The sequence below is a fragment of the Pseudocitrobacter sp. 2023LY-00077 genome, from assembly GCF_055796175.1.
This window is the reverse complement of sequence record NZ_JBSPEI010000078.1, coordinates 1-13,406: the sequence shown is the minus strand read 5'-3', so window position 1 is coordinate 13,406 and position 13,406 is coordinate 1. Positions and strand designations below refer to the sequence as shown.

Here is a 13,406-nt window from a genome sequence, read left to right as displayed (position 1 = left end):
ATTACGCTAACCAGTCAGGCAGATATGGCGCAACAATAAAGATGATAATCCCGATAATTAAAGGCGTAATCCACGCTGCATGCTGGCGTGAGAAGATAGCGATATAACCAATTACCAGCGCAATGATGGTGATTGCTGGCTTACGGATATCCGTCAGAAAATCGATAATCTTCTGCAAGAAGCCAGTTGTTTTAGTGGATACATCATCAGCAAAGGCGGGTTCTGCTACACAAAGCATCAATGCAGCCATAAATACAGAAAGAGTTAAATAACGTTTATTGAGTTTTAACATCGTTTGTTTCCTTTTCATCTAAAACAGTGCCACGCATGGCATATTGGGGATATACGGTAACTTCTTTAGGTTTGATACTCTGTGTTACATTCTCCTTTCTGATTGCATCTTTAACTGAAGGAACCACCCAGTTTTTTTTGTTATCAGGCGGATTAAACCCTATGCGCTGTATATAACTGGTGTTATTAAAATCTGATTCAGGTTTAGTTCCTGTTTCTGGATTGCCGGAATAATAGCAACTCAGGCCACGTAAAATATCGCCACCACGTTTATAACAATCCACCAAAATTTGCTCTGAAACCTTGAGATTTTCGCAGGGGTCAAACATTTTCTCAGCGGTTGTATTGAAGTTTGCAAAATTCGTACTCGTTATTTGCATAAGACCGACTGAGTAACGATGATTTCGTGATTCAATTTGATTTACGATCTGGAGTGCAGCCTCCTTAGTTTTGGGAAAGTAGGACACTACGCCTTTGTCACCGGGCTTACGTTCAACCTTCGGTATTATCTCGGCAATAGCATATGGGTTAAAACCAGATTCAACCCTTGCAACTTCATGCGCAGTATCGGGATGAACGCTGGCCGCGCATTGCAAAGCAAGCGCCGCAAAAGCAGTAGTAGATAACATGATTTTCTCCCGGCCAGAACAGCGCGGAAAGTTTAGACTGAATGGTTAGTCATCGAAGTCGTCATCGTCTTCATCGTCTTCGTTTATCAGCTCCTCAATAGCCTGGCTGGAATATTTTTTTATGAGGTACTGGACAACACCAGAGCTTGAAATACGTCGCCCCCTGCGATAGCCAATCTCCAGAGCAATTTTATCCAGTTCCTCACGAGAAGCTGAGGGCAGGTAGAGTGTATTACGTTGGGGCTTGCGTCTCGTTGCGGTTTTTTTTCGGGTAGCAGTCATTTTTCTTCCGTTTCATTTTGTGGGTTAAGCTTCTCTCTGTGATGTAGTGGATGAAAGCCATACTTCTTTGCTGCGGATTATCCATGAGTAGAATTTCAGCAAAATCGTGTGGAATTGATTTCCTTAAAAGATTTGCCTGAGCTGTTGTATGTGATTGTCTGTACAAAAGCTCCGCCATCACATCTTCTGGTACAGGTAAAGGCTCACCGCCAAATGAGATAAAGCGTTGTACGTAAGGGATAGCAGTTATTGTAGTGGAATGAACCTCTTCAAAATCTGCCTGGATAAAAAGATAACCGGGAAAAAGCGGCAAACGTCTTTCTCGATATGAAATTATCTTATCCGGGCGACGATACCTTTCAGTCTCCATAGGACAGAAGTAAGAGAAGTTCAGGCGTTCGAGATGAGCAAAAACTGCTGCAAATCTCGTAGTGGTGAATTGCAAAACATACCATTCCATAGTTTTTCCTTTCAGGCGCTCTCTCGACTCGGATGACCCCGAATCAGAGAAAAAAAACAAAAGGACAAATTTACATCTCATAAAAACTTTATCAGCTACATGTGCTGCGTTCAACCACACAAGCAGATCTTTAGATCGCATTTACGACACATTTCATTTTGTTTGTGCTTGTATTTTATTTATATCTAGATACATATGCTATTTGATAACAAAAAAGCAGATCGATTGATCACCATGCGCTTATTTTATAGTCAAGTTAACTAAATTTTTTACCGCTAGTTACTTTTTACAAAAACTCTGCTAACAAGATAAATAAATCGATCTTAATCAATAAGTTACCGGAGAGTATGAATTATCCTAAACGAATTCCGATTTTCACTTTCTGTTCGCTTTGAATCATCGACTGTTTTATTTGCGAGAAATTTCTCATCTGGAGTTGCTGTTTCTTAATCATCTCCGCGCTGTTCAGCACCAGCTCTTTACTGGATGAAGAGATTCTGTCTATGCCCTTAACCCCCAGGTTCTCTAGCTGCCACTCATTCCTGTGTGCAGTCTTCCAGCCATGCTGTACACCGTTCTTATCAAGTGCAGGGATTTTCACCTCCTTTTGTCCTAACTTCTTCAGCTTAACAAGATCACCTTTCTTAACGTTCTCGCGAGTGGTTAACTCACCAAAATCAGCCCCCCAATATGTTTTCTCCACGCCCTTGTTCAGTGTCTTAAGCTTTATGAAATGCTGCTTTGGTTTGGTTTTATCGTTCTGATAATGGTCGTAGCCAACATCAACAACCTCATAAACGCCCTTCTGTCGTTTTGGCGCTGTTTTGTGCGCATCTTTAATAGACTGGTTAAGTCCATGCTGCTGCTTATGAGTGGCTTTAACGTCATAGCCCTTCATCTTCAGCTCTTCACAAAAACCTGTACGAATTTCCCGTAAATCTTTTTTCCTGATATCAGCTCGTTTACCGTCATTATCACGAATACGAAAAACGACATGCACGTGTGGATGTTCTTTTTTGTCGTTATGATAGCCAAGCACAAAACGATGATTTGGGTACTTCTTGTTCATCGTTTTCCTGACAGACTCAAGCAGATCTTCAGGTTTTACCTTTGCTGATACAGGCGGTGAAAACACAATATTTTGGGTTACTTTTTTATTTTCCTTACCTTTATCATCGAAAACATTTTGAGGGTCATTAGCACGATCTATCATGTGCTCTTTAGCCTCCTGAATCTCATCACCTTTCCATACCTGACCGCTTTCACTCATCACTGGCAGCTCTGACTCCCGGCTCATATAGTCAATACTGTTTCGAACTCCCTGCCGGGTAATCGCACCTCCTGAGATTTTGACAACAACCTCCTTACTGGCACCCTTGCGGTTGATACGTTCCTGAACGTTGCGTTGATAGTTTTTACCACCATTTTTAACTTTATGGGCGAAAGCAGACTTGCGGCCAGCTTCAGAGGACTTACGCTTAACCCTGAATTCCTTGTCAACATAAACGCCCATGATTACACCTCAACCTTGTTAGAAACAGTTCGCCCTTTGCATAACATAATGTAGTTTTCAAACTCACTTTTGAGACTCATTATCTCTGAACTCAACCGCTCAGCGTCCTGATAGAACCCATCTTTATCAAGTACTCTGGCATTATCATTAACGATAATATAATGAAAGTTTCGCCCTATTTTATCTATTGCATTACGGCAACGATTCATCACCAGAAGTTCCTGATCGAAAAAATCAAGTTCATTTTCAAGTGTCGTCTGGATTCGATAACGACATTCTCTGGATAAATTCCAGCCATGACGATGAGCCGCTTTCTCTATTAAAGTTCTTTGTTTCCCTGTCAAATACATTGTGGTTTTGATAAAATCATCATTGTCTTTTGACACATTAACATCTTCATTTTTAACCTTGCTTTTCAGTAAAGCATTGGCAAGCAGCTTCATTCCTTTTGCCACGGTTAAACCCGGTTCATCTGGATAAAGTGTTTTAAGACAATCAAGTAGATCATCATGTTGGCTTTCTTCAATCCTGAATTGAACTTTTTTCATAAAACTCTCCAACAAGAACCGACTGTAGGTCACCGGGCAAACGTTGCGGAATGGCGTCAGAGACGTCATTTTGCGGCGTTTGCCCTATCCTGCATCGCAGTGAACTACCTCCACACATAAATTGTGCTTCAGCGTCCATCGAAATGCAAAAAATGAAAGGCTATCGTGGCTGTGATCTGGTGCGTCTGCGACCGGAGACAACGGATTCGCGGCTAACTTGGGCGGAAATAAATTCGCTACGCGAATGGCCTGGCAGGGGGCGCGAGCGCTGTTTTACGGAATATACAAAAAAAGCACCTCCCGTAAACGGGAGGGCTTCGGCGATTCAGGAACGGGAATTTTATTCTGCCTCTGGTGTGTCGCCTTCCATGCCCTGCCGGGCATCATGGAGCCAGCGGCGGAGGTTACTCATTCTTTCCCGGTTTGCCCGGCTGGGACTTTTTCCCCTGTTACCGCTTAGTATACTCCAGACTCTTAACCCGGCCTCGTTAGTCCAGTGCAATACAATTTCCCCTTTGCTGTTAAATCCCAGCGAAAACCGGACAGCTCCCCGCCTCTGTTCTGCACTGATAAAATCTAAAAACTCCTGTTTTTTCATAGCACCTCCTGTTTTTCTATCAGTGCTTTTGTTTCTTTCTTTTCCAGGGCTTTTCTGAGTAATGCCATGTACTCAGGAAAAGCAGAGAATGGCATCAAGGGAAAAACCGGACGCCCACCCTTTTCAACAGTCTGTATTGCTGATAACATGCGTTCCGACATTTTATATTCCTCGCGAGGGAATTGAGTGTCACGGTATCAGGTTGCCTCCACAACCTGATACCACCCCTAATTGATTAACTCCGCAGTTCTCTTATCGCTTCATTTTTGGCTTCCTCCAGTTCTTTAAGGGTATATGCGAAATTCTTCCAGTTAATTACTTCGTTTATAACCTCAGATTTACTTAAACCACACTCATTAAACCAAAAGTTAATATTTTTCTTGAGGGAATTTTTCGCCGTCAGTTCCTCGGACAACAATTCACTAACAGACGTGATAACATAACCACGACCGCGATTTTTATCTTCGAAAGAATGAACGGCAAGGAAGAGAGTTTCTGAATGGACAAAAGCAGAGCAGGTGATTTTTTCTTTCTTAGTGTTTAAAGCCTGGAAAGTGATAACATACGTGTTCATTTTAGTCTCCCGCCCGTTTGGGCTACTGGATCATGGTAAGGAACTATTCCCGACCTACAAATAAATTATACCATCATATGATGGTAATGCAATTTATTTAGTCACTTTATCCTGATTTTTTTCTCTCTTAACGAGCTGGTAATCTGGATGTTCATCAGCCAGGAGCAAAAGTAATTCATACGTACCAGCGGCTAAACCACGAGACGTTTTACCGGATGTTTCTTTGGCTTGCCAGGCTGATAACGTAAAACCAAACCGTTCAGCGGCTTCCTGCTGCGTAAAGCCAGCTTTAATACGTGCTTGTTTCACCTCTTCAGGTGTTGGCTTAAAACTCATGATTTTGTACCTTCACAATAGTATCTGTATAGAATTTCAATAAAATTGGATCATCAATTTCATCTTTAACGTTCGAGAATTCTTCGTAATAAAATGATTTTTGGAAAACAATCTTTTTAGTTGTTTTTTTATCCGCTTCTTTAGAGCGTACCTTCATCAGTTTTTCAAGTTCAATAAACAAACGTGTTGCATCTTCAGACACAACAATCCTGTATGTTACATTACCTTTGTTTTTCCTGTCGCTCAGGACTTCATTCATTTTTTGCCTCATAGCTGTTTAATAAACCCCGCTACCTTTATGAGCTGATCTACACTCAGGCCACGAATTACCATTTCATATCCGTCGCCCCGTTCTGATACGTTACCATCTAACCCATTCTCAACTTTAAACCCGGTCAATGTCCCATGCCAGCTTTCAAGATGCACTAAACGAGATAGCATTCCTTTCAGGATCAGTTTTTTCTCGCGTTTTTGCTGTAACTGTTGTTCATACTCTCGCGCCATATCTACATTATCTAAAGCATCCGACAGGATTTTCTTTTCAATATCGGCGGCGATTTCTACAGGGTTACGCTCTGGCGATACTGTGCAAGTATGGTAAGGACTTCTCCAGCTGCGACTATCTACGCTTCCAATGATAACTAACCTTCCTTTCTCCATTCGAATATGTATAGAGTAATTTTTAAAATCAGGTGAGGTTAGCTTAATCCTGTACTGGCAATCATCGAGCAGATTTACACGCCAGCCGTTCCCCAGGATTCGACAAACGATTTCAAACACCGGTTTATACCGTTCAAAGAAATTTTTCTGTTCTTTCATCGATTCAGCCTTTTGAACTCAATAAAAAAGCCGTAAATCGAATTACGGCAGTTTTAAGACTATTCATCAAAGTGTCCATCATCACTTGCAGCTTCCTGGGCTTCGCATTCCTGCTGATATGCTTCTTCCTTCGCAAAAAGATGCGCCCATCCTTCTGCGTTTAAGCCACGGTGCAAGACTGAACCATTTTCATTGCATTCTTTGGCTGTAACTTCGATCTCATCCGGGCAAATGTAGGCTCCGTAACTTTCAAAAATGTTTATCAGCTCCGCTTCCGTTATGGTCTTGTTTTTCATCAACGTGTCTCCGAATCAATCTTTGCCATGTTCTAGGGGGCTTTCGCCCCCATTCCGGTTATGCGCTTGCTTCTACACGTGTCCAGCCTGACGCCTTACGTTTACCCGCTGTACCATACATTTCACGAATTTCTTCAATGCTGTGTTCTTTACGGTTCCAGCGGCTTTTGTGTTCTTCAGGACGGTAAAACCATTGTTTTTTCTTAGATGCCCACTTACAGCCCATTTCCTTTAAAATGTCTTTGTGTTCTTTAGTTTCTCCGCTAATCCAGACCCAATTACCAATAACTTCATAGACAATCCCTGTAAGGCCGGAAAGCGTATTCAGAACTTTTTCCAGATCTTCACCGTAGTTGTAACGTGCGTTTTCATCAGTGCTTTGAAACTGATTGATTTTATCAATGTTAGCCATGAGAAAATCAAACGCAGCATTTACTGCTTTCATCAGCTCGGCACCCAATGGATTGCGGTCTGGATGATATTTTAAAGCCGCTTTTTTGTATGCCGCCTTGATGTCCTTTTCAGTCAGATCACCGGATAAACCAAAAACGTTTAATGCTTCCTGAATATTCATTTTTCGCTCCCGCCCGTGTGGGCTTCTGGAATCTGGCAGGGAACCATTCCCAACCAACAAATTCATTATACCATCAAATGATGGTTATGGAATCATTTTTAATGCTTTACATTGTAAAGATTACATAAAGATGTATATTGCTTTACCGCGCATGAAGGGATTTCCGAAAGAGGCGCGAACTGTAGTTACATAATGCGCTGTCGTAACATCGCGCCGGAGACGTTCGCCAGGACTGGCGAACCAACAAGCCCGAATGAGAGCGATAACCCCCCTCACCCCTGCCAGGCCAATTTCTGACTATCAGACGATGTTTAGCCTGTCGCAGTTAGCGCGTGAGCTTGCGAACGGTACGCCGGGTCAGTGTGAAACACTGGCGCGGGGCGCTGTATCTGCGCGTTATGAGATGCGTTAGCAGCGAATTACGGGGCGGGTTGCTGAAACCGATTGATGCCTGACAGCAAAAAATGAATCCGGGCGCCAGCTGCTGCACGAAAATTGCCAGCAAAAAACACTTGGCCATCCTCGCCGGTCGTGAAATTTTGCTGGCATAAGAAATAATCCCCCCGGTATGAGGGGCTTGTCTGAAAGGTTAGTGGTTGGGCTTACTGAGAGTGAACTGTAACCCGGCTACTGCTGCAAGCTGTGCAAGTGTTGTGATGGTCGGGTTTCCGTTCGGGGATAATGCGCGGTAGATACTCTGACGAGCAAGGCCGGATTTTTTGGCCGCCTCTGTTATACCCCCTGATTAGGGATCAGGTTAAAAACGAGCTGTATGACGTTCTAAGCGCATTTTACCCGCTCCGTTGAACCATGACCGGGTTAAAGCGGTTAAAACGCCTCTGAGGGCTTTTGAGAGCATTTAAGAATTGGATCGGAAAAGGATCCCGTCTGGATCTTTTAGAGAGATTACACCGCTCGCCGCAGCCGAACGACAGGGCGAAGCCCGCGAGTGAGCGAGGAAGCGGAATTTCCACGGGGTTTCAATAGAGCACTTACGCGCTAAGGTTAATATTTGCTCAATTTTTGGTGGTGCAGTGCTCAGGGAGGCCAGACGGATCTATCCTCTGGATTTATGCTGAGTTATCCACAGACGCTGTGCATTAAAAGCCTTATATTTTCTTCTTGATCTTAAAAACTTAAAAACTTAGCTCGCTTCAATTACCTGAAAATTATGGAAAAAAATTGCTAAAGGTGAGAGGATTTTTCACGTAAGGTGAGAGGATTTTTCACGTAAGGTGAGAAGATTTTTAAGTTAAGGTAGTTAGATTTTTCACTAAAGATGAGAGGATTTTTCACGTAAGGTGAGAAGATTTTTAACGGTTTCCACAGTTTGACTGAACATCAAGTGAAACATGCGGTTGTTGCTATCTTTAGATATGAAGATCCTCAGATCTTCATATCTAAAGGTGAGAGGTTTTTTAATTAAAGGTTGTATTGTTGTCTTGAATTACAACCTTTGTGGGGTTATGATTTGCCTACATAGGAAAGGTTATATGAGGCTTATCGTGAAGACAGTAACGGGATTAACGAAAGTTAGACATAGAAATGAAGTTGGGGTAACTCTTGCATCCCTTTCCCTTTCAGCAAAAAGAGTGCTTTTTCTGGCTCTTTGCCAGATTGATACAAAGGAAATGTTAGATGATGATATTTTGGAGGTTGATGCTGACTTTTTTTCAAAAGCTACTTCTTTAGATAAATATGCCTCTTATGCAGCTCTGAAAGAGGGAGCTAAAGTTCTTTCTTCAACTACGTTAGTTTTAAACAGAGATGATTTAAAAAATTTGGCTGATGAACTTGGGATACTATCATCTAAGAATAAAATACCTGATCGCTTGGATTTAAACTTAACAGAATTCTGTGCCTATTACGATCATCTTGCAACTGTACGGATAAAATTCACAAATACAGCTAAGCGATATTTTTCTAAGTTGATTGGTTCTGAAAATAGATATACCACTCAGGTATTGAAATCAGTTGTGTTGTTGAACAGTGTAAACTCAACAAACCTTTATCAAGTCATTAGGAAATATTACAGTCAGAATAGTTCAAAAAAATCTTTTGATATATCCGTGGATGATTTAAAAGAGGAAATGGGACTTTATACTATTGAGGAAGGGGAGAAGAAATATAAGTATCCTAAATACTCATTTTTTGTTCGTGATGTTATCAATAAAAGCATTAATGAGATAATTGAGAAAACGGAAATAAATCAGTTATCTTTCTCTGTTGTTGGGAAAAAAGGGAGAATGGCTCACATGCTTAGATTTGAGTTTAGTATAAATGAAAAATCCTCATCCTTTTCGGAAGATGATATGGCATTTTTAGAGGAGTTTGACAAAGTCGTTCCACCAAAAAAGAATAAGTGAGGCAAAACATGGCTAAAATATATGAGTTTCCGCAGGGAGCCGAACGAAGTAAGCTGAAAAAAGAAATCATCCGGGAACGTAAAAAACGATTGCGAGAAACGAACGGTAACCCGGTTATCCGGCACGCTAAATGGTTCTGGTTTTATCTACGTCTTGCTACGGCTGGCGCACTGCATTTAGTCTCTGTTATTTCTCTGGCAGTCCTGGGGGCTTTCAGTAAAGCTATTTTCTGGATTGGTGGAATGCTCTGTGTTGTTACATGGTTCCACCTTGAGCGCCAGTTCTGGACGCCGCAAAATTTCACGATTCCAGTAATCGTAACGCTGTGGGGATTGAGTTTGTTTGCCACTCCCCTGATGGAGCTGCTTAACAAAAAAATGCCGTGGTATCGTCTTCTGGTTCCTGATGCAAAGCACACTAGCACTGAGGCAACCAATGATGATCAGCCGTGAAGCAACAATGTTATCCAGTCGGCTTGCAGTGCTTCTTTCAGCCTTTTATCATCGGTTAATCATAGCGCACGAGGCGAGTTCTTTTCACTGCGATGCAGGATAGGGCAAACGCCGCAAAATGACGTCTCTGACGCCATTCCGCAACGTTTGCCCGGTGACCTACAGTCGGTTCTTGTTGGAGAGAGTTATGAAATATCAGGTTAAAGAGTTTATTAACGAAAAATATTCTAAGGCTGTTAATATTTTAAAGGATAACCTTAAAGAACACTACCATATTTTTTATGGTTTGAGATTAAGTGAGATTCTTTTTCCTGCCAGCGAATACGGCTCTGAAATGTTTTTTCAGGAGTTTGAAGCGATTAACAGTGTAATATTGCCTTTGGTGATTTTTGATTTGATAGACCGAAAGCCGATTATGGTTATCGGCTTCGGTGAAGTATGTGGAGTTGATTCACTTGTTGATTCTGGTATAGAAGTTGTTTCTTTAGACGGTTTAAGCGATCTGCTACTGGTTGAAAAACTGACGCCATTATTTAACTAAACCTCTGGATAACTATCTTTTCAGTTTTCCAGTAAGATTTTTTCTATATCTGAAAGCACTATTTTTTCAATGCTTTCTATATAGTAATGCTCATTAAAACCTGTCATTTCTGTAAATTTTAGCTCTGCATCATCTTTCGAATAAGCAATAACAACTCTGAAATCATTTTCCCACAAATCCCACCTGTATTTGTCTTTTATACGAACCCTGTACAATCCTTTTTGGATAGTGCCATCTTTTTTCTCTTCCTGTACTTTTTTTAATTTTTCATTTTGCACCTGTTGTTCAAGCCATGATTTATTCATAAATCCCCCACGGTTAACGTCTTTAGGCTCGGTTTTTACTTAACGAAATCTTCCGGTTTTACACCTGTTTTTACCTTCATATACTTGCCCTCCCCCCTTAGCTTCGGCTGAAGTTCGGTAAAGTACCATCCGGCAACGGTAATAATGCCTAAAAATACAAAAATAGCAGGCTTCAGAACATCAATAGCTGATACAGCGCATAACTCAATATTGAGATTAGTACAAGTTCCCTCATCAGGTGCATAGAACCCCCATAAGCCTATACCTATAAGGAACATCCCCAATATCGGTTGGATGTATAACAAGTAGATATTAATAAGAGTTTTAATATATCTGAATATGAACATTTTTCTTTCCTTAGGTTTCTTTCTATTTTGGATTTCCAATTCTTAACCAATGTGATGGTTCGACAATCCATTCTCCGCAGTCATAGGCAACGGCCTTATTATGCCTGTTAGCGAACCATACTAACCAGGCTAATAATCGCTGATTGCCGCTGTATTTGGTTTATCTCTAACCATCACAACATATCTCTTTTTCTTAGCCATAACGCTACCCTAATTTTGCAGATTCAAGCAGCCAGTGGTTTTTCAGGTTCTCGTCCAGGTTATCGAATGCGGCCAGCGCTGCCTTTAGAACGGTTGTCTTGCTCTGGCCTGTTCTCTGCGCCTCCGCTTCCAGGATCTCCTCAAAGTACGCTGGCAGTCTGAAGTTCATCAACTTTGGTTTACCCGCTACAGGCGCTCTGGTAGCGCCGGAGATAAAACGCGCGGTTTCTGCGTTTGTTGCTGGTTGCTGAGATTCATCGATGTTCGGGCGGTTTAGTTTTAAAGCCATGAAAATTTCCCCTTGTACGGTATGCATTAATTGTAAATATCATAGTATCTTTATGGTGTATTTACAATGTAAAGATTTCGATGAATATTGTTGATATTTCTATAAAATGCCAATTTCCTGTGCCACAAGTTCAATCTGTGCTTTCGCTGTTGAAAGGCTCGATGCCCGGCTAACGTCATGTACCCCTGCCCCTTCATTACAGGCGCTTTCATACACATCCAGCTCGGATATCCGGGTTTTCAGAGGTTGAATCCAGATGTTGTCCGAACGCAGTAATTTATCCAGATCAATGGCCGCTTTTCTGTGGCGGGGTTTCGCTGAGTTGATTCTGGTGAACAGCACCCACGGTTCCAGAGCTGCGTTAGCTTTCTGAGCGGTGCGGATTTTCTCTGTAACACTGGTCAGTGTTTCGCTTTCGAAATCAGAGGACGGCTTAACCAGTGTCACCACGATATCTGATACTGTCAGGGCGCTACGGAACTCCTGGCTGTCGTGGCCGGGGCAATCGACAATGAGAACTTCACACAGCTTACTAAGGCGCTTAATTTCGTTGCTGACGTTTCCGTAAGCTGCGTGAACCGGGATAGTGAGTAAGCCGTTATCTGTCCGCTTTTCGTTCCAGCTCAACAGATCGTGGTTTTTATCTGTCTTCAGGATAATTACCGACTTACCTTTGTTGACCAGCATTGAGCCTGTGTTAGCCACGTAGGTGCTTTTGCCTACCCCACCTTTATCTGATACGACAAGCAAGATTTTACCCATTTCAGAATCCCTCTCTTTATGTTGTAAAGCTCATGTAAAGATATGAATGTCTTTACATGGTGTGTTTTTCGTAAAGATACTTTTGTCTTTACAGTGTCTTTATAATGCAATGGCTTTACCATGTAAAGCACAAATAAAGATATATTTATCTTTATGGTGTCTTTACATGGTAAATGTTGCTGTGTCTTTATGTGCGCTTTATGGTGTAAATCTTGGTGTGTCTTTACATCATCTTTATGTTGTAAATTTTTAGTGTGACGTTGTCACTATAGGGCTGGGGTCTGTTTGCTGGTTCTTTTTGAGTGTGCCTTCCCTGAACCAACTGAAATGGGTACTGTATGGGTGTGTCTGGTTAACTCAAAATGAACTGGTTCCCTATAATGACTCAAACAGTACCGAAAGGCTTTGTCAGAGCTTACTTACGCGCATCCACGACTGAACAGGATGCAACACGCGCCCTGGACACGATAAATACCTTCGCCATCGAGCGCGGCCTGAGCATCTGTAACTACTACATTGAAAATGAATCAGGTTCTAAGCTTGAACGCCCTGAGTTGTTCCGGCTCCTGAAAGATTGTCAGCAAAACGATATCTTGCTGGTAGAGGATGTGGACAGGCTTTCACGCCTGGTAGGGGAGGACTGGAACACACTGAAGAAAATGATCCGGCAGAAAGATATCCGGGTTGTGGCCGTCAACGTTCCGACAACCTGGCTCGCATCGGGTCACAATGATTTTGACAGCCGAATGTTTTCGGCCATAAACGATATGTTGCTGGATATGCTGGCCGCCGTCGCCAGGCGAGACTATGAACAGCGCCGGGAACGGCAGCAGCAGGGGATCGCCAGGGCGAAAAGGGAAGGGAAGTATAAAGGCCGCCAGGTTAATCAGTCTCGCTATGACGCCATAAACAGGCTGATTGCGAGCGGCAGCTCCTGGAGCCAGATTCAAAAAGTGCTGGGTTGTAGCCGGGCGACTATCAGCAAAGCTGTGAAGCAACAGACCGTTAACAAAATGAACCATGAACCTGAAGGTAGGGAGTAGTTACAACATAATAAACAGTGTGTTGAAGAATAAAACTGATTCTTTATACTGTATATGCATGGGTCTTCCCCGATCATGGTGGGAAGGCTCAGAACGCCATATTCAGCTTTCCGTAGTGGAACATCACCCCCAGTTTAAAGCGCTCCCGGTTTCGGTATCCCCTGGCTTTTATCCTCAGCA

Annotated in this window: 22 protein-coding genes and 1 pseudogene; 4 read left to right on the top strand and 19 right to left on the bottom strand. The window is 42.3% G+C overall.

Annotation, left to right across the window (positions count from 1 at the left end; all coding sequences use genetic code 11):
- Position 1 precedes the first annotated feature (1 nt).
- From ACWWFX_RS25555 to ACWWFX_RS25485, 15 genes and pseudogenes are all read right to left on the bottom strand, one after another.
- Positions 2 to 292 (bottom strand): TrbC/VirB2 family protein, encoded by a 291-nt coding sequence (locus tag ACWWFX_RS25555; protein ID WP_000916156.1) that lies wholly within the window; start codon positions 290 to 292, stop codon positions 2 to 4.
- Positions 276 to 920, bottom strand: coding sequence for a lytic transglycosylase domain-containing protein (locus tag ACWWFX_RS25550; RefSeq protein WP_000953538.1), 645 nt, complete (start codon positions 918 to 920; stop codon positions 276 to 278). The genes ACWWFX_RS25555 and ACWWFX_RS25550 overlap by 17 nt, the downstream gene beginning before the upstream one ends.
- A 45-nt stretch (positions 921 to 965) precedes the next feature.
- Positions 966 to 1,202, bottom strand: a complete 237-nt coding sequence (locus ACWWFX_RS25545; protein ID WP_001348696.1) for a hypothetical protein — start codon at positions 1,200 to 1,202, stop codon at positions 966 to 968.
- Positions 1,153 to 1,662 (bottom strand): transcription termination/antitermination NusG family protein, encoded by a 510-nt coding sequence (locus ACWWFX_RS25540; protein ID WP_000455437.1) that lies wholly within the window; start codon positions 1,660 to 1,662, stop codon positions 1,153 to 1,155. The genes ACWWFX_RS25545 and ACWWFX_RS25540 overlap by 50 nt, the downstream gene beginning before the upstream one ends.
- A 352-nt stretch (positions 1,663 to 2,014) precedes the next feature.
- Complete coding sequence (gene mobP1, locus ACWWFX_RS25535) at positions 2,015 to 3,175, bottom strand: MobP1 family relaxase (RefSeq protein WP_004199101.1); 1,161 nt, start codon at positions 3,173 to 3,175, stop codon at positions 2,015 to 2,017.
- 2 nt (positions 3,176 to 3,177) lie between these two features.
- Complete coding sequence (gene ddp1, locus ACWWFX_RS25530) at positions 3,178 to 3,723, bottom strand: DNA distortion polypeptide 1 (protein ID WP_001348698.1); 546 nt, start codon at positions 3,721 to 3,723, stop codon at positions 3,178 to 3,180.
- Between the two features lie 340 nt (positions 3,724 to 4,063).
- Entirely contained in the window at positions 4,064 to 4,321 is a 258-nt protein-coding gene (locus ACWWFX_RS25525) for a hypothetical protein (protein ID WP_004199355.1), read from the bottom strand.
- Entirely contained in the window at positions 4,318 to 4,482 is a 165-nt protein-coding gene (locus ACWWFX_RS25520) for a hypothetical protein (protein ID WP_000004083.1), read from the bottom strand. The genes ACWWFX_RS25525 and ACWWFX_RS25520 overlap by 4 nt, the downstream gene beginning before the upstream one ends.
- A gap of 74 nt (positions 4,483 to 4,556) precedes the next feature.
- Positions 4,557 to 4,895, bottom strand: coding sequence for a hypothetical protein (locus tag ACWWFX_RS25515; RefSeq protein WP_001099725.1), 339 nt, complete (start codon positions 4,893 to 4,895; stop codon positions 4,557 to 4,559).
- A 93-nt stretch (positions 4,896 to 4,988) separates the two neighbouring features.
- Positions 4,989 to 5,231 (bottom strand): hypothetical protein, encoded by a 243-nt coding sequence (locus tag ACWWFX_RS25510; protein ID WP_000008707.1) that lies wholly within the window; start codon positions 5,229 to 5,231, stop codon positions 4,989 to 4,991.
- Entirely contained in the window at positions 5,221 to 5,490 is a 270-nt protein-coding gene (locus ACWWFX_RS25505; RefSeq protein WP_001006717.1) for a hypothetical protein, read from the bottom strand. The genes ACWWFX_RS25510 and ACWWFX_RS25505 overlap by 11 nt, the downstream gene beginning before the upstream one ends.
- Positions 5,491 to 5,498: 8 nt before the next feature.
- Positions 5,499 to 6,050, bottom strand: a complete 552-nt coding sequence (locus ACWWFX_RS25500) for a hypothetical protein (protein WP_000662998.1) — start codon at positions 6,048 to 6,050, stop codon at positions 5,499 to 5,501.
- Between the two features lie 59 nt (positions 6,051 to 6,109).
- Positions 6,110 to 6,346, bottom strand: coding sequence for a hypothetical protein (locus tag ACWWFX_RS25495; protein WP_000792381.1), 237 nt, complete (start codon positions 6,344 to 6,346; stop codon positions 6,110 to 6,112).
- A 58-nt stretch (positions 6,347 to 6,404) separates the two neighbouring features.
- Complete coding sequence (locus ACWWFX_RS25490; RefSeq protein ID WP_001025390.1) at positions 6,405 to 6,920, bottom strand: DnaJ domain-containing protein; 516 nt, start codon at positions 6,918 to 6,920, stop codon at positions 6,405 to 6,407.
- 589 nt (positions 6,921 to 7,509) lie between these two features.
- Positions 7,510 to 7,662: pseudogene (locus ACWWFX_RS25485) on the bottom strand (helix-turn-helix domain-containing transcriptional regulator); the annotation flags it as partial.
- Positions 7,663 to 8,272: 610 nt separating this feature from the next.
- On the opposite strand from ACWWFX_RS25485, the gene ACWWFX_RS25480 reads away from it, so the two are divergent.
- From ACWWFX_RS25480 to ddp1 (ACWWFX_RS25470), 3 genes are all read left to right on the top strand, one after another.
- Entirely contained in the window at positions 8,273 to 9,286 is a 1,014-nt protein-coding gene (locus ACWWFX_RS25480; RefSeq protein ID WP_001348704.1) for a replication initiation protein, read from the top strand.
- An 8-nt stretch (positions 9,287 to 9,294) separates the two neighbouring features.
- On the top strand, positions 9,295 to 9,738 hold the full coding sequence (locus tag ACWWFX_RS25475) for a hypothetical protein (protein WP_001074369.1): 444 nt from the start codon (positions 9,295 to 9,297) through the stop codon (positions 9,736 to 9,738).
- 187 nt (positions 9,739 to 9,925) lie between these two features.
- Positions 9,926 to 10,279, top strand: coding sequence for a DNA distortion polypeptide 3 (ddp1, locus tag ACWWFX_RS25470; RefSeq protein WP_000877224.1), 354 nt, complete (start codon positions 9,926 to 9,928; stop codon positions 10,277 to 10,279).
- Between the two features lie 20 nt (positions 10,280 to 10,299).
- Here the strand turns inward: ddp1 (ACWWFX_RS25470) and ACWWFX_RS25465 are convergent, their stop codons facing one another.
- The 4 genes from ACWWFX_RS25465 to ACWWFX_RS25450 all read right to left on the bottom strand — a co-directional run bounded on the left by ACWWFX_RS25465 (position 10,300) and on the right by ACWWFX_RS25450 (position 12,183).
- The gene (locus tag ACWWFX_RS25465) at positions 10,300 to 10,584 is read right to left on the bottom strand and encodes a hypothetical protein (protein ID WP_001043731.1); all 285 of its coding nucleotides are present in this window, start codon (positions 10,582 to 10,584) and stop codon (positions 10,300 to 10,302) included.
- 35 nt (positions 10,585 to 10,619) lie between these two features.
- Positions 10,620 to 10,931, bottom strand: a complete 312-nt coding sequence (locus tag ACWWFX_RS25460) for a hypothetical protein (protein WP_000469598.1) — start codon at positions 10,929 to 10,931, stop codon at positions 10,620 to 10,622.
- Positions 10,932 to 11,136: 205 nt separating this feature from the next.
- On the bottom strand, positions 11,137 to 11,421 hold the full coding sequence (locus ACWWFX_RS25455; RefSeq protein ID WP_001185481.1) for a hypothetical protein: 285 nt from the start codon (positions 11,419 to 11,421) through the stop codon (positions 11,137 to 11,139).
- Between the two features lie 99 nt (positions 11,422 to 11,520).
- The gene (locus ACWWFX_RS25450) at positions 11,521 to 12,183 is read right to left on the bottom strand and encodes a nucleotide-binding protein (RefSeq protein ID WP_000516402.1); all 663 of its coding nucleotides are present in this window, start codon (positions 12,181 to 12,183) and stop codon (positions 11,521 to 11,523) included.
- 380 nt (positions 12,184 to 12,563) lie between these two features.
- Between ACWWFX_RS25450 and ACWWFX_RS25445 the strand changes: the two genes are divergently transcribed.
- On the top strand, positions 12,564 to 13,226 hold the full coding sequence (locus ACWWFX_RS25445; protein ID WP_001549893.1) for a recombinase family protein: 663 nt from the start codon (positions 12,564 to 12,566) through the stop codon (positions 13,224 to 13,226).
- Positions 13,227 to 13,406 lie beyond the last annotated feature (180 nt).